The sequence below is a fragment of the Peribacillus frigoritolerans genome (assembly GCF_040250305.1).
In the GTDB taxonomy this organism is placed as follows: Bacteria; Bacillota; Bacilli; order Bacillales; family DSM-1321; genus Peribacillus.
The window spans coordinates 5038665-5057643 of the sequence record NZ_CP158190.1 but is presented as its reverse complement, the minus strand read 5'-3'; the positions used below and the strand labels follow the sequence as shown (position 1 = coordinate 5057643).

Genomic DNA, 18979 nt, shown 5'->3' with positions numbered 1-18979 from the left:
TTGATAGGGGGAATAGGAATGTTCAAGAAAATGGCGGCAGATGCCCTTGGTCTTAGTGATATTGGAAGTGTGATTAGTCCTGCTGATTATGACAAGGTGGATGCAGATGACTATATCATGCATGAAGATGGGGAAAAAATTTATTTCCTTATTAAATCAAAAACGGATGAGTACTGTTTCACGAATCAAGCGTTCATACATTTGGACGGTACAAGTGCGATAAGCAAAAAGCGTACACTAACAAGATATAGCTACAGCCAGTATACTATATCAAATGCCACGCTTGAAACCGCAGGGACCGTGGATTTGGATGCTGAAATAAAATTTTCGATCGGTGCAAAGACTTTCTCCATTGATGTTCATAAGAAATTCATTGAAGAATTAAAGGACTTGTTTAAATCACTCGTGAAAATATCGGAAATTTGCCATGAGAATGAGTTTGCCCTTCAATATGCCCAGCAAAGCGTAAACCTTGCTTCTTCCACTTTGAACCAAGTTCGCACTGATGGAAGCCAAATGGCTGCAAGTTTCAAGGAAATTAATTCCGCCGCTTTCGAATGGTTAATGGACAGCCGGAAAAAGTACCATGTGAAAGATTTTGGCTTTGTTTTTGAAAAATATATCAATAATTAAAAAAGGAGGCGAACACAGAATGATGTGTTCGCCTTCTTTTTTAATTGTTCAAATCAGTCAATCCAGGGCTGTGTTCATTTGGCATATCCGGCATTTCAGGGACAGGGAATCCTTTTGGCGGCTCGGTAACAGCAAGGTTTCCGCCATTTCGGCTCGGTGTTTCCCCTTGGAAAATTTCGCTGATTTGAGTTTGATCCATCCTGAAGTTGAATTGGGCATTATGGTAGCCTAAATCCACATATTTGCGGCATTCAGGATATTTGTTCAAATCATAATTAGGTACAGGGAAGATTTTCCCCCAATCGACCCCAAGAGTTTCCAATGCCTTGGCAAATGCATTTTGGTGGGCATTGTCACGAACCATTAAGAATGCCAGTGTTTCACGCATTGATTTATTGGAACTCATTTCATAAATCCTGGACTTTTGCAGGACACCCGTAGATTCAAGCATGACATTGTTCAAAAGGTTCGCCACAAGATTACCGTGATCATAAACCCATGATCCATTCCACGGATTGCCTCCAGCATCGACGGGCAGGGATGCTTTCGCGCCGATGATGAAATGGTGAGGGTTTGCGCCGCCTTTGATGACTTCATCCAATGGAGCGCCGTCGGTAGCGACATCTCCGGGCATATCTCCGCCAGCACCATTCAGCAGCTGGTTGATGGTTGATTGGACAAGTTCAACGTGGCTCAGTTCCTCCAAGAAAACTCCACGAATTAAATCACGATATTGTTTAGCCTTGCCGCGGAAGTTTGCGCTTTGGAAAGAATACTGCATCATCGTCCGCATTTCACCGAATTGCCCTCCAAGCGTTTCCTGAAGCACTTTTGCAGCATTCGGATCAGGCTTATCGGGAACGATCATATTGATTAAGTCTTCTTTATAGAAATACAAATGGAAGCCCCTCCTTAAATTAATATTTCTAAGTTAGCTTCTGTTATCTGAATTAAATTATTCCTAAGGTAAAAAGTACCTTTATGGAATGAAGGGAAGAGAGAAATACTAGAGGGAAGAACGATTTTGAAAGGATGTTGCACATGCTATCCAATCAGCAGCTAAAAGAATTTCAACAGCAATTGCAGCAAACGAAGCAAGAGTTGGAAGAGCGATTAAATGATTCAGGCAACCACGATTTAAGAAGAAGCCTGGAGGATTCTACTGGTGAGTTATCAAGTTACGATAATCATCCCGGAGATGAAGGAACCGAGTTATATGAACGGGAAAAGGATTTGGCCCTTTCCGAGCATGATCGGGATGAAATAAGGGATATTGAACGAGCGCTTTCTGCGATCGAGGCAGGTGAGTATGGAAAATGCGAGGTCTGTTCCAAGGAAATACCTCTTGAACGTTTGAAAGCAATCCCTACAACGACTTATTGTGTCGAGCATACCCCATCACAGGAAACTTCGGACAATCGGCCGGTGGAAGAGGAAGTGCTCGGTCCTCCATTTGGAAAGTTTGATTATGATGACCGGCATGAATCGGTTGCGTACGATGCGGAAGATTCTTGGCAGGATGTTGCCAGTTATGGAACATCTGAATCGCCTTCCGATTTTGTAAATCCGCCAAACGATTATGAAGATATGTATGTCGAGTCCGAAGAAAATGTGGGATATGTCGAGAATTATGAAAATTTCGTTGGTGTGGATATGTACGGTAAGGAAATAACGGTTTATCCGAACTCGCAATATGAAGAATTGAAGGAAGAACTTTTTGAGGAGAATATTCAAACCTCATTTGGGGATTTGCCCCGATATGAGCATGATCCTTATGTGGATGATGAAAAAGATTGAAAAAAGAAGAACCAGGATTCTAAGCCTGGTTCTTCTTTTATTTAGGCTCTTTTCGTAAAGATTGTTGTTTTTAAAACGAAACTATTTAAGGTTGATTGGAGCGGAAGTGCGAGACTCCTGCGGGAGCAGCGGGACAGGTGAGACCCCACAGGCGTTTACGCCGAGGAGGCTCACCGCCCGCCCCGCGGAAAGCGAGCATCTGGAGGGGAAATCAACCACACCGCACTACTTAGTAAATAGCAACAAAGTATGCGAAAACAGCTTTTATTTAAGAAAAAGCCAATTTCAAACGGTTTAGCCCATCCATCATGACGCTGCGTGAACAACCGAGATTCATTCGGACGAAACCTTCTCCGCCAGGTCCGTATTTAGAACCAGGCTCCAATGCGAGCTTCCCTTGATGGATAAGTCGATCCTTGATTTCCTTGTCGGTCAATCCAAGGTCACGGCAGTCAATCCATAAAAGGTAAGAGGCTTCCGGATGCATGACATGCAGTGAAGGAATTTCGGCTGCAATGAATTCCTCTGCCACTTTTATATTCTCCTCAATGTAGCCGATCATGTTTTCAAGCCATTCCAAGCCCTCCCGATATGCGGCTTCCATTGCTGTTAAAGCAAAGATGTTAAGACCATGGAAGGCCAGTTTCGTTTGCGCCTTTTGCAATTGCTTCTGCAATTTTTCATTACTTGTGATCAGGAATGAAGCCTGAAGGCCGGCAATATTGAATGTTTTGCTTGGCGCCATCAATGTAACGGTCATATCCGCTAATTTTTCTGAAAGCGAGCCGATCGGATAATGCCTTGATGTTGTATGGAATAAGTCAGCATGTATCTCATCACTGACGATGACTACATCATATTTTTCACATAGCTCCCCGATCCGTAAGAGTTCGTCCTTTGTCCAAACGCGTCCGCCAGGGTTATGCGGACTGCAAAAAAGGAATAATTTCACTCCGCTTTTCAGCTTGTCCTCAAAATCAGTGAAATCAATCTCAAAGCGGTCCTTTTCTATGATAAGGGGACTATTGACCACTTCCCGGTCATTATTTTTGATCATATCAAAAAATGGGGTATAGACGGGAGATTGTAACAGTATTTTATCGCCCGGGTTCGTGAATGCTTGGATCGTTGTACCGATTGCGGAAACGACGCCGGAGCTGAATGAAATCCACTTCTTATCGATTTGCCAGGAGTGCCGGTCTTTAAGCCAGCTTTGAATTTCAGTGAAAACCGTTTCAGAAGGGACGGTATAGCCGAAAATTGGATGATTCAAGCGTTCCATCAATGCCTTTTGAATGCCCTCAGGAGATGGGAAGTCCATATCGGCAACCCACATTGGCAGAACATCCTCGCGCCCATATAAGGATGTAAGGAAGTTTTTATCCCATTTTGCAGACCCTGAATTTTCCCTGTTAATTTGTTCTTCAAATATTGACTTGTTCAAAATATCCACCACCGAATAAAAATTTGTCGTCTTCGCGAAAAGCCTGTTGTTATGATACTATGATATCATGTTCTTTGAAAATATTGAGCAGGTGATGATTTTATGGATACACAGCAAATGAATTTAGCGTTGGTTGCCGTTTTGCAAGAATGGGACCCTTTCAAGATAGGGTGGGATCTATATGAGCCGGAAATTGCCGATACGGTCGTAGCAATCCGGGATATAGATGACCCAAAGGAACTGGCGGAAAAAATAAAATCCATTTACGAGTTCGCGTTCGATGAATCCATTCAGATGGAAAAGTGCCTGGAAGTTGCACGAAAGCTGCTCATCATAAAAAATGAAGCCAGCTGTTCGATATAAAGGTGAAAAAGGTGTACCCGGAAATCAGGGGCACCTTTTTTACGTTGTTTTTTTGCTCTATACTCATAGTTTGTTCAGTTAACTCGTGGTTTGTGCAGTATCCTCGTGAATTACAGTCATTTACTCGTGAGATTCGGCGATATACTCGTGAATTGTGCTTTTACTCGCAAGTTTGTGCAGTATACTCGTGAGTTTGTGAAGTTTACTCGTGAGTTTACGTGATTTACTCGTGAGTTTCAGCGATTTACTCGTGAATTGTGCTTTTACTCGCAAGTTTGTGCAGTATACTCGTAAGTTTGTGAAGTTTACTCGTGAGTTTTGGCGATATACTGGAGAATTGTGCTTTTACTCGTAAGTTTGTGCAGTATACTCGTAAGTTTCGGCGATATACTCGTGAGTTTCAGTGATTTACTCGTGAGTTTCAGTGATTAACTCGTGAGTTTCAGTGATTTACTCGTGAATTACAGGCATTTACTCGTGATTTTCAGTGATTTACTCGTGAATTACAGGCATTTACTCGTGATTTTCGGTTATTTACTCGTGAATTGTGCTTTTACTCTCGAATTACAGCAATTTACTCGTGAGTTTACGTTGGGGTGGCCACTCCAATAAACCCCTTAATTAGTTGATACACTTCTTCCGGTTTCTCCTCTGGAAGAAGGTGCCCGGAATCCTCAATGATAACAAGCTCGGAATTAGGCAGGTCTTCATGGAGCCTTTCGCCGATATTCAATGGCACCACTCGATCATGTCTTCCCCAAATAAGCAGGCAGGGTGTATGAATTTCACTAAGGTCCTCCTTCAACAAATCGATTTCCTTATCTCGAAGCATCCTCCCCAATGCCCGGAAAATATCATGCTTCTTTATGAATGGTCCTAGATATCCCTGTCGCATTTCATCGTCAATCATCGCCGGGTCATGGACGACATTTTTCAAATTCTTTTCGATACCTGATTTTTGCAGATATCGTTTTATCCCGTATGAAAAGAAAGGCAGGTAACTGACCATCTTCATTTTTTCCGAATAGCCGGGCTGATAGCCTGAACCGGCAAGTAGAATGGCATGGTCGACAAGATCAGGATATGACTTGATGAGCTGCAGGGAAATCTGCCCGCCCATGGAATGGCCAATGATACTGAATTTCCTGATGCCTTTCCCCTCCAAGAACATAACGACGGATTTAGCGATGTTTCGGAATGAATATGTATATCGATAATCTTTTCCGCTTTGCCCGAATGGCGGGAGGTCTATGGAGATCACATTGTATTCCTTGATTAAATAGGGGACTAATTTACGGAAACTGAAGCTCGATGACAAAAATCCGTGAAGCAGGACAAGGTTGGGGAGGGAATCATCGATTCGGTCATATTCAAAATAGATTTCGATATTACCCACCCGTTCGACACCTTTGATTGTATGACTTTCCATAAAAGCTCCTCCTCCGTTATTGGTCAAACCTGTGTTACCCTGAATATTCCAAAAAAGGTCCTTTAATACTGTTGCATAACAGTAATTGTAATAATAACGATGAAAAAATACAATTACTATAACAGGTCCCCAACCAATTTTGATATAATAGTGTAAGTTTATCCTGACAGCATAGGACTTATTAAATTATATTGTCATATAGGATTTTTAAAAGAGTCTAATAAGGTAATTCGTGAGACTATCTGCCAGCCGAACCATCACATCTAAATTAGTGAATTCCAAAAGGGGGGTTTTCCAATGCACTTGAATGAAGAGGAATTGGAAGTCTTGAGAATCATTGAAAATAACAGCCGGATTGATCTGAAGGATTTGGCTAAAATGACCGATCAATCAGAAGCGGACATAGAAATAACATTGAAGAAATTAGAAGATATGCGGGTCATTGTACGTTACTTAACAGTCATTAACTGGGCAAAAGTGGATGAATATCATGGTGTCACAGCGATGATCGATGTAAAAGTCACTCCAAAACGCGGTGTCGGTTTCGATGATGTCGCAAAAAGGATTTACAAATTCAAAGAAGTCCAGTCCGTTTATTTAATGTCAGGGGCTTATGATCTTTCGGTCATTGTCGAAGGACGTTCGATGAATGAAGTGGCAAGCTTCGTTTCGGAAAAACTTTCGACACTGGATTCCGTCATTTCTACGACGACTCACTTCATCATGAAAAAATACAAGCATGATGGCACCATTTTTGATCAAACTGAAGAAGATAAGCGGATAGTGGTGTCACCATGATTAAAACGAGTTATGTTTCAAAAACGATTGCAGAGCTTAAACCATCAGGCATCCGCCGCTTTTTCGACTTGGCAGCCAATTTGGAAGGGGTCGTATCTCTTGGTGTGGGTGAACCGGATTTTGTAACATCTTGGGCAGTAAGGGAAGCGGCGATCAACTCATTGGAAGAAGGATATACCTCATATACGGCAAATGCCGGATTATTTGAATTAAGGTCGGAAATCAGCCGATATATGGAGAAGCAGTTCCATGTTTCGTATAGACCGGACGATCAAATCATTGTCACGGTCGGAGCAAGCCAGGCCCTGGATATTGCCCTGAGGACCATCTTGAATCCAGGTGAAGAAGTCATTGTCGTCGAACCTTGTTTCGTCGCCTATGCACCGCTTGTGACCATGGCAGGGGGGATACCGGTCACGGTCCAAACATCCAAGGAAGATGACTTTAAGTTGACTCCCCAACAACTCGAAGCGGCGATCACGCCTAAAACGAAGGCCGTTTTAATCTGTTCACCGAATAACCCGACGGGAACCCAGCTTGGGCAGGAAGAATTAGTGATGCTTGCTGACATCATTAAAAAGCATGACTTGCTGGTGATTTCCGATGAAATCTATGCCGAACTTGCTTATGATGAGGAATTCACTTCTTTTGCTGCCATTGATGGCATGCTTGAGCGGACAATTGTCATCAATGGGTTTTCGAAAGGGTTTGCGATGACTGGATGGCGTCTTGGGTTCGTTTGTGCACCTAAGGAAATTTCCGAAGCGATGCTTAAGCTTCACCAATATGCGATGATGTGCGCGCCGACCGTTGCGCAGCATGCTGCATTGGAAGCATTGAAGAACGGTATGCAGGATGTGGAAGAAATGCGTCGGAGTTACCGGAGAAGACGAAATTATATCGTGAAATCATTTAACGATATGGGTCTGGATTGCCATAATCCTGGCGGGGCTTTTTATGCTTTTCCATCAATCGAGAAGACGGGGATGACTTCTATGGAATTTGCTGAGAAACTTCTGACGGAAGAACTTGTTGCCGTTGTACCGGGAGATGTGTTCGGGGAAAGCGGTGAAGGTCATATCCGCTGTTCTTATGCATCCTCCATGGAACAGCTTCAAGAGGCGCTTAGAAGAATGGAACGTTTCATGAAGAATCATTGCCAATAAAAGCAAAAAAATAGGGATCCGGCCTTTAACAGCCGGATCCCTTTCCATAGGGGGAATTAGAAAAAAGAGTTAATCTAATGGATTAACATAGAAAGTGTTAATCATAGTATATCCAGTACCTTGAAAAAAAATACACATACTACGACCCATTTTTTGAATTAAGCTTGTGTATTATATAAAGTATGCATAACTTTCAGAATTTGTTCTTCGCTAAAGTCCTTAGCTGTTCTTAGAATGAGCTCCGCTTTTTTGGTTCCGATTTCTTCAATCAATTTTTTTATGTCCTCGTCGATACCAGCGGCGTTACCGGTCTGGGCATCCTTCAGGAATTCTGAAGCCGGAATGTCAAGAACGGTGGAAAGCCGTAAAATGGTTTGTGTATCAGGAACCGATTCACCTGATTCATACTTTTCGATTTTCTTCGTGCCGATTCGTAATTTCAAAGCCAGTTCCTGTTGAGTGAGGTTGTGATCTTCTCGGTATTGCCGGATATTCTTCGCGATATTTGACATAGTCAGACACTCCTTTTTCAGGAAATATATTTTCTTTATGTAATTATTTTACCATATTATTACTTAAGGGAAGTAATGGAATATATGTAGGTTTTGTGAAAAAATGCCGCATCGAGAAATATCGAAACGGCACGTTGAATGTTAAATGAGATTAGTTGACTTAAGGAATACGAGTATGATCATGATCGGCACGATGTAGCGAATCAGGAAGTACCAAAGTTTAAAAAGTGATCGGCCTGAATCAGCGCCGGATTCGAACTCTTTTTGTACCTCGATCCTTTTCATTTGATAGCCGATGAAAAGGGATATGAACAATGCGCCGACTGGCAGCGCGATATTGCTTGTCAGATAATCAGCGAAATCGAATATGGATAAATTGAAAATCTTCACATCCGAAAGCACCCCGAATGATAATGCGCTTGGAATCCCAATTAAGAAAACGGTGATACCAGCTATCCAAGAAGCCTTCTTACGCTTTGCAGCATCACCCTTGATCATGGCGGCAACGACGATTTCAAGAATGGAGAATGCCGTCGTAAGGGTGGCAAATAATAATAATATGAAGAAAATGAACATGAAAATCCCGCCAAGCGCCATTTCATTGAAAACGGCTGGCAACACGACAAATACTAATCCAGGCCCGCTTGAAGGACTGAAGCCTAGTGCGAAAACAGCCGGGAAGATGACCAAACCAGCCAGCAAGGAAATGAAGATATTCAGTCCAACTACCGAAAAGGCCGATTTTGTAATATCTTCTTTTTTGCTTAAATAGGATGCGTAGGTTACCATCACGGAAACACCGACACTTAGTGCAAAGAAGGATTGGCCCAGTGCCAATAGGATCGTTTCCCCTGTTAATGCGGAAAAGTCCGGCTTCAAGAAGAATTTAACACCCTCCATCGCTCCATCCAGAGTCAAGGAACGGATAAGAAGAATGATGAAAAGGATGAACAAGGAAGGCATCATATATTTATTCGCCTTTTCAATTCCCTTGGAAACGCCGCCTTGCACGACCCAAATGGTAAAGACCATGAATAATAACTGAGCGATGACCGTTTCATAAGGATTACTGATTATCTTATTGAAGAAGTTTCCATATTCTTCTTGCGTCAAGTTTGAGAGGGAACCTGTAAAGCTTCTGGCTAAATAAGAGATGATCCAGCCTCCAACAACACTGAAGAAGGAAAGCAGAATGATGGAAGCGACGACACCGCCATATCCGATCAATGCCCAAGGCTTCCCCGGGGCGATATGTTTATATGCGCTAATGGCATCTTTCTGTGCATTGCGGCCAATCGTGAATTCGGCTATTAATATCGGTGCCCCGATAAGCAGGGTGAATAAAATGAAGAGCAGGAAAAAGACCCCTCCTCCATTTAGCCCAGTCATATATGGGAGCTTCCAAATGGCGCCCAATCCAATAGCGGATCCTGCGGCTGCCAGGATGAACCCAAGTTTTGAAGTCCATTGATCTTGTTTTGACATGATGGAAAAACTCCTTTAGATGTAAAAAATATCTAGCTGCATATTACATTTTTAAAACATTTTCTCATCTTACTATGATTATGCGGAATTGAATAGTGTTTTAATATTACAATCTTTAGAAAAATGAGTAAATATATTAAGGGGAATAGAGGTTATTTGCAAATTATTAGGATAAGTTATAAATAAAGATCTTATAATATTTATTATTTCCAAAAAACAAACATTTTTAATGAGTAAAATCCTAAAAAGTATGGTATACTTAACTTTGATTATTTTCCAATTATGTGATATAATTTTTTATTGCGTGAAAAGACGAAAAAATATATATAAAATAGGAGTGTTACCATGTCTGAAAAATTCGAAATTGGTGCGGTAGTTGCTGGTAAAGTTACTGGTATTCAACCATACGGTGCATTTGTTGCTCTAGATGATTCAACTCAAGGTTTAGTTCATATTTCTGAAATTACTCACGGCTTCGTTAAAGATATCAACGAACATTTAAAAGTGGGCGATGAAGTGAAAGTTAAAGTTCTTTCCATCGATTCAGCTGCTGGAAAAATCGGCTTATCGATCCGCGCTACAGAAGAAGCTCCTGAGCGTACTGAAGCTCCGAAAAAAGCTCCGAAAAAACGCCAAGCATCTGTTAAAGCGACATCTCACATCGAATCTACTGAAGGTTTCAACACATTGAAAGACAAACTTCAAGAGTGGATTGAACAATCTCAACGCGAAGACTTAATCAAAAAATAATTTTTTGGAACCGGCAGATCCTTCGATCAGCCGGTTTTTTTTGTCCAGGGGCATATGAATGAAATAAAGCCGGGTCATGTGTTTTCCATGGTCCGGCTTTATTTTATAGAACATAAACATTATCCATGGTCAAGACCTCAACGAGTCGGTTTGGTTTCAGGCTCCCTGGAAATTTCAGGACTTGGTTTAAAGAGAAGACCAAGATTAATGAGACCGGCGATTCCAACCAATCCATAAACGATACGGGCCAATCCAGCATCTTGCCCTCCGAAAATCGAAGCGACCAAGTCAAATTGGAAAAAACCTATTAATCCCCAGTTGATTGCCCCGATTATTGTAAGAACAAGTGCAGTTCTTTGTATTCCACTCATTGTACAGCCTCCTTTTTTGAAAAAATCAGTTCTTTACTATCATGCTTTTTCATCATGTAAATATACATCCACTCAAAAGTTCCGGGCGGATATTTTGTATTTAAATGGAACATTGGTCATAATGAATAAAAGAAAAACTAGCACTTGGCACTGTCGATAATTCAAAAACGGAGTCAATGTGGCATTAAAGGAGAGATACCATTGGAGAATTTCACATATAAGAATCCTACTAAAGTAATTTTCGGGAAAGGTCAGCTTGAAAGCTTAAAAACTGAAATTCCTGCGTATGGCGATAAAGTTTTACTTGTATACGGTGGAGGAAGCATAAAGAAAAATGGTTTATATGAAAAAGTGGTCAATGCCTTGAAAGAGATCAATGCAGAGGTGCACGAACTTTCCGGAGTTGAACCGAATCCACGCATCTCGACAGTCCGGAAAGGTGTTGACCTTTGTAAAGAAAATGGTATCGACTTTGTCCTTGCTGTTGGAGGAGGAAGCGTTATAGACGCTACAAAGGCCATCGTTGCGGGTGCTAAATATGAGGGGGATCCATGGGATCTTGTCATCAAGAAGGCACCAGTCGAAGAGGCCCTTCCATTTGGAACGGTGCTGACTTTAGCTGCAACAGGCTCTGAGGCGAATTCCGGATCTGTCATAACAAACTGGGAAACGAAAGAGAAATACGGATGGGGAAGTCCATTGGTATTTCCGCAATTCTCCATTTTGGATCCTGAAAATACTTTTTCAGTACCGAAAGACCAGACGGTATACGGAATGGTCGATATGATGTCACATGTGTTCGAAACGTACTTCCACCCGGAAACGCATGCACCGCTGCAAGACCGTTTTTGTGAATCGCTGTTATCTACGGTGATTGAAACAGCACCTAAACTATTGGAAGACCTGGAGGATTATGAGCACCGGGCCACTATCCTGTATGCCGGAAACCTAGCCTTGAATGGGTCGCTTGGGGTTGGTTACAGCGGTGATTGGGCAACGCATAACATTGAACATGCCGTTTCAGCTGTTTATGATATCCCGCATGCAGGGGGATTGGCCATCTTATTCCCAAATTGGATGAAGCATGTGCTCCAAGAAAATGTCGCACGCTTTAAGCAAGTTGCAGTCCGTGTATTCCATGTAGATCCGGAAGGTAAAACGGATGAGGAAGCGGCCCTTGAAGGAATTGAAAGACTTAGGTCATTTTGGAGCAGCTTAGGGGCGCCGACCAATCTTTCGAATTATGGCATCGATGACTCACAATTGGAAGTCATGGCTGATAAAGCAATGAGCAGAGGGGAATTTGGACGATTCAAGGTCCTGAACCGTGAAGATGTCCTTGCCATTTTACGGGCTTCATTATAAACAAGTGATATGATCCGCTCTCCCACCTTGCCGGGTGGGAGATTGCTTTATATGCATAATTCGTTATTTACATGATCGATTTCTTGATTATGAGAATTACATCAGATAAAGTGAAAGGGAAACTAAAGAATTCAAGGAGGAATTTGAATGGCCCATATTCGTTTCGATTATTCAAAAGCCCTGCCGTTTTTCGGGGAGCATGAAATTACTTATTTACAGGATGCTGTAAAAGTGGCACACCATTCCCTGCATGAGCAGACAGGGGCAGGCAATGAATATCTTGGCTGGCTTGATTTACCCGCCAATTATGATAAAGAAGAGTTCTCAAGGATCAAGAAAGCGGCAGCTAAAATAAAAGAAGATTCAGATGTGCTGCTGGTTATCGGTATCGGCGGATCATACCTGGGAGCACGAGCGGCAGTTGAGATGCTTCAACATAGTTTTTATAACATTTTACCGTCGGATAAAAGAAATGCACCGCAAATTTTATTTGTGGGTAATAATATAAGCTCTACATATATGCAGGACGTAATGGACCTATTGGAAAATAGGGATTTCTCGATCAATGTCATCTCTAAATCCGGTACGACCACGGAGCCTGCTCTGGCCTTCAGGATTTTCCGGAAACTGCTGGAACAAAAATACGGTGTTGAAGAAGCTAAGAGCCGCATTTATGCGACCACTGATAAAGAAAAGGGCGCATTAAAAACGGTAGCAACGGAGGAAGGTTTCCAAACTTTCGTCATTCCTGATGATGTTGGCGGACGTTACTCGGTCTTAACGGCTGTAGGACTGCTTCCGATTGCGGTCAGCGGGGCGGATATCGATCAAATCATGGAGGGAGCCGAGCGTGCTAGGGCGGACTTCAGTTCTTCCGAGCTAGGTGAGAATCAGGCTTACCAATATGCGGCGGTTCGGAATATCCTTTACAATAAAGGGAAAACGATTGAAATGCTGATAAACTATGAGCCTGGACTTCAATACTTCTCTGAGTGGTGGAAACAGTTATTTGGAGAAAGTGAAGGAAAGGATCAAAAAGGGATATTTCCTTCATCGGCTAACTTCTCGACCGACCTTCATTCATTAGGGCAGTATGTTCAGGAAGGACGGCGTGACCTTTTTGAAACAGTCATCAAGGTGGAAAAGGCCCGTCATGAAATATTGGTTGAAGAAGCGGCCAATGACTTGGACGGCCTGAATTACCTATCAGGTGAAACGGTACAATTCGTGAATAATAAAGCATTTGAGGGTACGCTGTTAGCCCATACGGACGGTGGCGTTCCAAACCTGATCGTAACGGTTCCGCAACTCGATGCTTATACTTTTGGCTACCTGGTATATTTCTTCGAGAAAGCTTGTGCAATGAGCGGTTACTTACTGGGTGTAAATCCATTTGATCAGCCTGGAGTGGAAGCCTATAAGGTGAACATGTTTGCTCTTTTAGGCAAGCCTGGTTATGAAAAGAAAAAAGCTGAGCTCGAACAGCGCTTATAATAAAAAAGGCATCAAGCTGGAATTACATCCAGCTTTGTGCCTTTTTTTTCTGTTTGAAAAGCTAAAGTAGTGTCAGGCGAAGAGAAGGAAACTTCACAAAAGCGTAAGGGGAGCTTGGAACTCCCATTCCTTTTTCCAATTGAAGGAACAATAGGCCAGGCCAGGTTTTTTTTAAGGCACTTTGGTTAAGCTAATAGAAAATTAGCGAAAGAGGTTTTATACAATGATTAAAATTTCTTCTCAATTGGAAGGGAAAACATTCGGTTTGTTCGATCTGGAGACGAAGTTAAAACCGGTAGGATATGCGATTGGCGGAGGATGGGATTATGACCACGGGTCTTTTGATTATAAGATTGATGACAGTGATGGCTACCAATTCTTGAGAGTCCCTTTCAAGGCTGTTGATGGTTCACTCGATCAGGACGGGGTAATGGTCGAACTCTTACAACCGTTTTTGTTATCTCATAAGTACGAGGACGGGATCGACGATGAAGGAAATATCGGAAACCTCTCCGCTTCCTTCAATCAGTTTGCCGAGCCTGAAAATCCGGATGCTGAATTTCCGGAAAACTATATCTCATTAGGAAAAACGCTTGTCCGTGATTTGGAAAAGCTTTTATTACATTAATCTTCAATGATGAGCAGGGTGTCATCACGATGTATGATTACATCTCCGGGGGGCTTGATTAAGGTCTTGCCTCCTGAAATAATGCCAACCAATAAAATGTCTTGATCGAATAGCTTAACGTTCAACTGTTTGAACGTCAATTCCACCCAGTCATCCTGGATGGGCAGCTGTTTGAGGCTCAATCCATCCCGCTCATTTTGTTCTCTGGCTTCCGTCATGATCCCCTTCGATAAGCAATCCTGCATATATTCACTCGCGAATTTATTCGTTTCGACTATACCGTCCGCCCCAGCCCGTAAAGCATTTTCCTTTTGTTCATGTGTCAATATTTCCACGAGACAATACACATGCGGATTCAGCCCTTTGACTGCCAGTAACGTTAATATCGAGAACATATCCGTTTGCAGCTCGTCTTGTTTAAGATCAGCCGTGATCAGGACGCGCATGGCTTGTTTAATATTGGCTTTCTGTAAAACGGAATCCAATGTAGCTTTTCCTTGGATAAAGTGGATATTCGTTCTTGGAAGCGGGTGCTTTTGCAGTGTATCATCGATAAGGACAATGGATTGATGGTGCTTACGATCATGAATGTTTTGGATGATTCTCTTGGAACGGCCATTCCAGCCCACAATGATAATATGTCCGCCGCCGCTGAATACTTTCTTTCCTGTTAGAAATTGCTGTTCATTGGATATGGAAATTTTAGCGATGTACGCAAAATAAGAGGTAATCAGGCCAGCGCCTGACAAAATGAGGACCATCCCAATGATTTTACCAAGATTGGTCACGGGAGTGAAATCTCCATAACCGACCGTTGACATCGTCACGATTGCCCACCAGATGCCATCAAGTAAGGTGGGGAATCTCTTCGGCTCCACAATGTGGATCAAGACCCCGAATGAAAGTAAAAATAATGCGATGATGGAAAGCAATCTGATGAAACGCGGGAATCTGGGAACGGTACTGATGTATGGACCGATTCGAATCATTTTTTTCACACCCTTTGAGCTGTTCCTTATAGTATGGTCAAAAAAGGCTTGGCTCATAAGGGTCCGGACAGACAAACTTTCAATGATGAATATCGGCATATTGACTATCGAATTACGGTAAATGATAAAAGCCCTCCGGAAGATGTCGGAAGGCTTTTGGTGCTGAGTCACGTATCCTGAATGGACTTCATGCTCGATGATTGATTATATGCCCGTTTCAGCTTCGGTATTCCTTTATCTTTTGTTAAACCCTTCTCCGTACGTTGAAGTTATCACTGATGAGCAGCCAGTTTTGAGGGAAGGCTAGGCCGAGCTTCCAATAACTCATTCCCCTTAGGTTCAATTCTTTGAGTAAATCGAATTTTGCCTGAATGGATCTGGCATCTTCAAACCACACCTCATGCTGCCTATCCTCAATATCGGTATAATTGAAGTGCGGCGCCTGTGCGGTTTCATCATACTCGATGGAAACATCATTGTCCGCCGCAAGCTGGATGGCCTGCTGCGGACTCACGGCCCTGGCAGTGGTTCCCTGTACAAAAGGCAGGGTCCAATCATAGCCATATAGATTTTGCCCCATCAGGATCTTGTTGGAAGGAATATCGGTGACGGCATATTCGAGAACATCCCGAACAGGTCCAATAGGTGAAACTGCCATTGGGGGTCCGCCGCTATATCCCCATTCATATGTCATGATGATGACGAAGTCGACGATTTCACCATGTGCTTTATAGTCATGGGCTTCATACCAGCGGCCTTTTTGCTCAGCACTTGTTTTAGGGGCCAGTGCCGTGGAAATGAACCATCCTTCCTTCTTGAAGCGATCCCTGGCTTTTCGGAGAAATTGATTATAGGCTTCTCTGTCGGCCGGCCGTAAATACTCAAAGTCAAAGTGGATATCGCGGAAACCATATTTCTTAGCCGTTGTAACAATATTGTTCAGGAACTTATTCTGAACGGAAGTATTCGTTAAGATGATTCGCCCGAGCTCATCGCTGAATTGGTCATTCTCCTGATTCGTGATCACCATCATCAGGACATTTTTATTTTCTCTGGCGATGGCAGGGAAGTCATTGAGTAATGGCTCTTTTAAGGAGCCGTCTCGCAGCGCCTGGAAGCTGAAAGGGGCTAGGTAGGTTAAATAGGGCGCAGCTTCCCTGGCAGCCGTTTCAAGGGCCGGTGCAACCGTCGTACCCCTCGGCTCGACATAGCCGTTAAATTCGGCGGTCCTTTTCCTCCGTGCCGGAATATAGAGCCGGTATCCAACTGATAGGATTTGATTTTCGGAAATGCCATTTATATTTGCCAATTCTTGAACAGGGACATCAACCCTTTGGGAAATGGAATAAAGACTATCACCCGGTTGAACGAAATAATAACTGCCGACGATTGGAATGACAAGGGCCTGCCCCGAAACAAGATTATTTGGGTTAGGGATCTTATTTGATTCAACTAGCCTGTCAACGGTTACGCTGTACGTCTGGGCGATGCCATATAACGTCTGGCCTGGCCTAACCACATGTATTTGCAATTTCTTTTCCCTCCTACTGAAAGTTTCCTAACAGTTTATGAGCATAAAAAGAAATTCATGATAAAGAGCTTAGGATTGTGAGAAACACAGATGAAAAAATACAATAAATTGGCAATAATAATTTAAGCTTAAAATGCTAATTAATATTAGTAGGAGGTGAAAACACATGGCAAACAACAATAACAGCAATCAACTTTTAGTATCTGGTGCAGAACAAGCTCTACAACAAATGAAAAATGAAATCGCTAGTGAATTTGGTGTAAACCTAGGTGCTGACACTACTTCTCGCGCTAACGGATCTGTTGGTGGGGAAATCACAAAACGTTTGGTTCAAATGGCTGAACAACAACTAGGCGGTTCAAACTTTTCTCGTTAATTAATTGAATAAATATGGATTTGAAAGAGAAGGGGCATCGCTCCTTCTCTTTCGCGTTCAGCCATGTGACTGCCAAGCTTTTAAAATCTTGATTGCCTTTTCAGGGAAATCGGTCATGATGACGTCGACTCCCAACTCTGCCAGCCTGACGATGTCGGCTTCATCATTGGCGACCCAAGGCCGGATTTTATATCCAAGTTTTTTCGCTTTTTCTCTAACTGCTGGAGTCAGGCTGTTTTTATCTGGATGAAAACCCGATTCCTTTTTATCACGTAAGATTTCTTCGAAGTTTTCAGGTAGTCCCTCGAACAATAATGCACGTTCAAGATCTGGGGCAAGTATCTTCACTTTTTCAATGGATTTATGGTTGAAGGAAGAGAGGATCACCCGATTTTCCATTCCATATTGACGAATTAAATCAATTATCTTCTGTTCAATTCCTTCGTAAGCGAGTTTATCCGTTTTGATTTCGATATTCATCAATAAAGCATTTCCTATAGCCCAGTCGAAAACGTCCATTAAAAAAGGGATCTGCTCCCCAAGGAATTCATTGGAAAATTTACTCCCGGCATCAGCCGTTTTCAGTTTTTGTCCCGAATGATCCTTTACATAACCAGTAAGGGTGGTCGTTCGATCTAATGTTTCATCATGGATGATGACCAATTCACCATCAGAACTGAGATGGACGTCGAACTCGATCCCCTCGGCACCGATTTCTGCCGCCTTTTGAAATGCAGCCATGGTATTTTCAGGATGCGTCCCCTTGGAACCTCTATGAGCGAAAATCAGTATGTTTTGCAAAATCATCACTTCCCCTTTAAACTTTATCTTGAACCCTATCATACATGTACCCGTAAATTGTTTCAGCAATGTTTAATAGACAATATTTTAAACAACGAGTAAAATACATATGATATTTCCATAAATAGGTGTTCGAATTATGAGGTGAATAAAATGAATATGTGGGAAATTTTTGTTGCAGTTATTCTTGGTCTTGTAGAAGGATTAACTGAATTTGCTCCTGTATCGTCTACAGGGCATATGATTATCGTCGATGATTTATGGCTGAATTCGAAAGAGCTTTTCGGGAGTGAAGTGGCCAATGCCTTCAAGGTAGTCATCCAACTTGGTTCGATACTAGCTGTAGTCGTGCTCTTCTGGGGACGATTCATGGACTTGCTTGGTTTAAGGAAGCTGAAAGGCACATCTGCTGTGAACGGTCCAAAGCTTAACCTATTGCAGGTTATCGTCGGCTTGTTACCGGCTGGCGTTTTAGGTCTATTATTCGAAGATTACATTGATGATCATTTATTTACGATGAAGACGGTTATCGTCGGCTTGTTCTTGGGTGCGTTTTTGATGATTGCTGCGGATAAATTCCGTCCAAAGCTGACTGCAGAAACGGTTGACCAAATCACTTATAAACAAGCCTTCGGTGTAGGGTTAATTCAATGTTTGTCACTATGGCCGGGATTCTCGCGTTCAGGCTCGACCATTTCCGGTGGAGTGCTATTGGGAATGAGCTACCGGGCGGCTTCCGATTTCACGTTCATCATGGCAGTGCCGATCATGGCTGGTGCCAGTTTGTTGAAAATCGTGAAATACTGGGAACACTTCACACCTGAAGTTCTGCCATTCTTTATTGCAGGTTTCATCAGTGCATTTATCTTTGCATTATTCTGTATCCGCTTTTTCCTGATTTTAATCAATAAAGTTAAATTGACTCCTTTTGCCATTTACCGGATCGTCTTGGCGGTTGTGCTTCTATTCATTATTTGGTAATGCGAAATGAAGCTTGAAAGAGGAGAGGAACCACCCCGTTGATTCGGGGTGGTTTTTTTGTGTGTC

20 protein-coding genes are annotated in these 18979 nt (G+C 42.5%); 11 read left to right on the top strand and 9 right to left on the bottom strand.

The window, feature by feature from the left end:
* Window positions 1-18 precede the first annotated feature (18 nt).
* Window positions 19-633 (top strand): PH domain-containing protein, encoded by a 615-nt coding sequence (locus ABOA58_RS25025; RefSeq protein WP_048687662.1) that lies wholly within the window; start codon window positions 19-21, stop codon window positions 631-633.
* A gap of 40 nt (window positions 634-673) precedes the next feature.
* On the opposite strand, the gene ABOA58_RS25020 is transcribed toward ABOA58_RS25025, so the two are convergent.
* Entirely contained in the window at window positions 674-1531 is an 858-nt protein-coding gene (locus tag ABOA58_RS25020; protein WP_350300443.1) for a manganese catalase family protein, read from the bottom strand.
* Window positions 1532-1674: 143 nt separating this feature from the next.
* Between ABOA58_RS25020 and ABOA58_RS25015 the strand changes: the two genes are divergently transcribed.
* Window positions 1675-2430, top strand: a complete 756-nt coding sequence (locus tag ABOA58_RS25015; protein WP_350300442.1) for a TraR/DksA C4-type zinc finger protein — start codon at window positions 1675-1677, stop codon at window positions 2428-2430.
* Window positions 2431-2698: 268 nt separating this feature from the next.
* Here ABOA58_RS25015 and ABOA58_RS25010 read toward each other — a convergent pair whose 3' ends face one another.
* Window positions 2699-3883: a MalY/PatB family protein gene (locus tag ABOA58_RS25010; RefSeq protein WP_350302967.1), complete on the bottom strand. Its 1185-nt coding sequence runs from the start codon at window positions 3881-3883 to the stop codon at window positions 2699-2701.
* A gap of 93 nt (window positions 3884-3976) precedes the next feature.
* Between ABOA58_RS25010 and ABOA58_RS25005 the strand changes: the two genes are divergently transcribed.
* Complete coding sequence (locus ABOA58_RS25005) at window positions 3977-4237, top strand: DUF1871 family protein (protein ID WP_350300441.1); 261 nt, start codon at window positions 3977-3979, stop codon at window positions 4235-4237.
* A 586-nt stretch (window positions 4238-4823) separates the two neighbouring features.
* Here the strand turns inward: ABOA58_RS25005 and ABOA58_RS25000 are convergent.
* Window positions 4824-5666: an alpha/beta fold hydrolase gene (locus tag ABOA58_RS25000; protein ID WP_350300440.1), complete on the bottom strand. Its 843-nt coding sequence runs from the start codon at window positions 5664-5666 to the stop codon at window positions 4824-4826.
* 297 nt (window positions 5667-5963) lie between these two features.
* On the opposite strand from ABOA58_RS25000, the gene ABOA58_RS24995 reads away from it, so the two are divergent.
* A complete protein-coding gene (locus ABOA58_RS24995) occupies window positions 5964-6464 on the top strand; it encodes an Lrp/AsnC family transcriptional regulator (RefSeq protein WP_350300439.1) in 501 nt (166 codons plus the stop codon).
* Window positions 6461-7630 (top strand): aminotransferase, encoded by a 1170-nt coding sequence (locus ABOA58_RS24990; protein WP_350300438.1) that lies wholly within the window; start codon window positions 6461-6463, stop codon window positions 7628-7630. Before ABOA58_RS24995 ends, ABOA58_RS24990 begins: the two co-directional genes overlap by 4 nt.
* Before the next feature lie 158 nt (window positions 7631-7788).
* Here the strand turns inward: ABOA58_RS24990 and ABOA58_RS24985 are convergent, their stop codons facing one another.
* Together ABOA58_RS24985 and ABOA58_RS24980 are read right to left on the bottom strand one after the other, a co-directional pair.
* Window positions 7789-8142 carry a helix-turn-helix domain-containing protein gene (locus ABOA58_RS24985; RefSeq protein ID WP_054398881.1) on the bottom strand — a complete coding sequence of 118 codons (354 nt, stop codon included), beginning with the start codon at window positions 8140-8142 and terminating at the stop codon, window positions 7789-7791.
* A gap of 141 nt (window positions 8143-8283) precedes the next feature.
* On the bottom strand, window positions 8284-9627 hold the full coding sequence (locus ABOA58_RS24980; protein ID WP_260358696.1) for a sodium-dependent transporter: 1344 nt from the start codon (window positions 9625-9627) through the stop codon (window positions 8284-8286).
* A gap of 345 nt (window positions 9628-9972) precedes the next feature.
* On the opposite strand from ABOA58_RS24980, the gene yugI reads away from it, so the two are divergent.
* Window positions 9973-10377: a S1 domain-containing post-transcriptional regulator GSP13 gene (gene yugI, locus ABOA58_RS24975; protein ID WP_063234086.1), complete on the top strand. Its 405-nt coding sequence runs from the start codon at window positions 9973-9975 to the stop codon at window positions 10375-10377.
* 137 nt (window positions 10378-10514) lie between these two features.
* Here the strand turns inward: yugI and ABOA58_RS24970 are convergent, their stop codons facing one another.
* Window positions 10515-10748 carry a DUF378 domain-containing protein gene (locus ABOA58_RS24970; protein ID WP_063234087.1) on the bottom strand — a complete coding sequence of 78 codons (234 nt, stop codon included), beginning with the start codon at window positions 10746-10748 and terminating at the stop codon, window positions 10515-10517.
* Between the two features lie 201 nt (window positions 10749-10949).
* On the opposite strand from ABOA58_RS24970, the gene ABOA58_RS24965 reads away from it, so the two are divergent.
* The 3 genes from ABOA58_RS24965 (at window position 10950) to ABOA58_RS24955 (ending at window position 14235) form a co-directional block, all read left to right on the top strand.
* Complete coding sequence (locus tag ABOA58_RS24965; protein ID WP_350300437.1) at window positions 10950-12113, top strand: iron-containing alcohol dehydrogenase; 1164 nt, start codon at window positions 10950-10952, stop codon at window positions 12111-12113.
* Window positions 12114-12260: 147 nt separating this feature from the next.
* Window positions 12261-13607, top strand: coding sequence for a glucose-6-phosphate isomerase (locus ABOA58_RS24960; RefSeq protein ID WP_350300436.1), 1347 nt, complete (start codon window positions 12261-12263; stop codon window positions 13605-13607).
* Between the two features lie 223 nt (window positions 13608-13830).
* Window positions 13831-14235, top strand: coding sequence for a YugN-like family protein (locus tag ABOA58_RS24955; protein ID WP_350300435.1), 405 nt, complete (start codon window positions 13831-13833; stop codon window positions 14233-14235).
* Here ABOA58_RS24955 and ABOA58_RS24950 read toward each other — a convergent pair.
* Together ABOA58_RS24950 and ABOA58_RS24945 are read right to left on the bottom strand one after the other, a co-directional pair.
* Window positions 14232-15224: a potassium channel family protein gene (locus ABOA58_RS24950; protein ID WP_350300434.1), complete on the bottom strand. Its 993-nt coding sequence runs from the start codon at window positions 15222-15224 to the stop codon at window positions 14232-14234. The genes ABOA58_RS24955 and ABOA58_RS24950 overlap by 4 nt on opposite strands.
* A 244-nt stretch (window positions 15225-15468) precedes the next feature.
* Complete coding sequence (locus ABOA58_RS24945; protein WP_350300433.1) at window positions 15469-16755, bottom strand: glycoside hydrolase family 18 protein; 1287 nt, start codon at window positions 16753-16755, stop codon at window positions 15469-15471.
* Between the two features lie 166 nt (window positions 16756-16921).
* Here ABOA58_RS24945 and ABOA58_RS24940 point away from each other — a divergent pair, with 166 nt between their 5' ends.
* A complete protein-coding gene (locus ABOA58_RS24940) occupies window positions 16922-17131 on the top strand; it encodes an alpha/beta-type small acid-soluble spore protein (RefSeq protein WP_034310322.1) in 210 nt (69 codons plus the stop codon).
* 57 nt (window positions 17132-17188) lie between these two features.
* Here ABOA58_RS24940 and ABOA58_RS24935 read toward each other — a convergent pair whose 3' ends face one another.
* Window positions 17189-17938 carry a glycerophosphodiester phosphodiesterase gene (locus tag ABOA58_RS24935; protein WP_350300432.1) on the bottom strand — a complete coding sequence of 250 codons (750 nt, stop codon included), beginning with the start codon at window positions 17936-17938 and terminating at the stop codon, window positions 17189-17191.
* A gap of 147 nt (window positions 17939-18085) precedes the next feature.
* On the opposite strand from ABOA58_RS24935, the gene ABOA58_RS24930 reads away from it, so the two are divergent.
* On the top strand, window positions 18086-18913 hold the full coding sequence (locus ABOA58_RS24930) for an undecaprenyl-diphosphate phosphatase (protein ID WP_350300431.1): 828 nt from the start codon (window positions 18086-18088) through the stop codon (window positions 18911-18913).
* The last annotated feature ends 66 nt before the right edge of the window (window positions 18914-18979 follow it).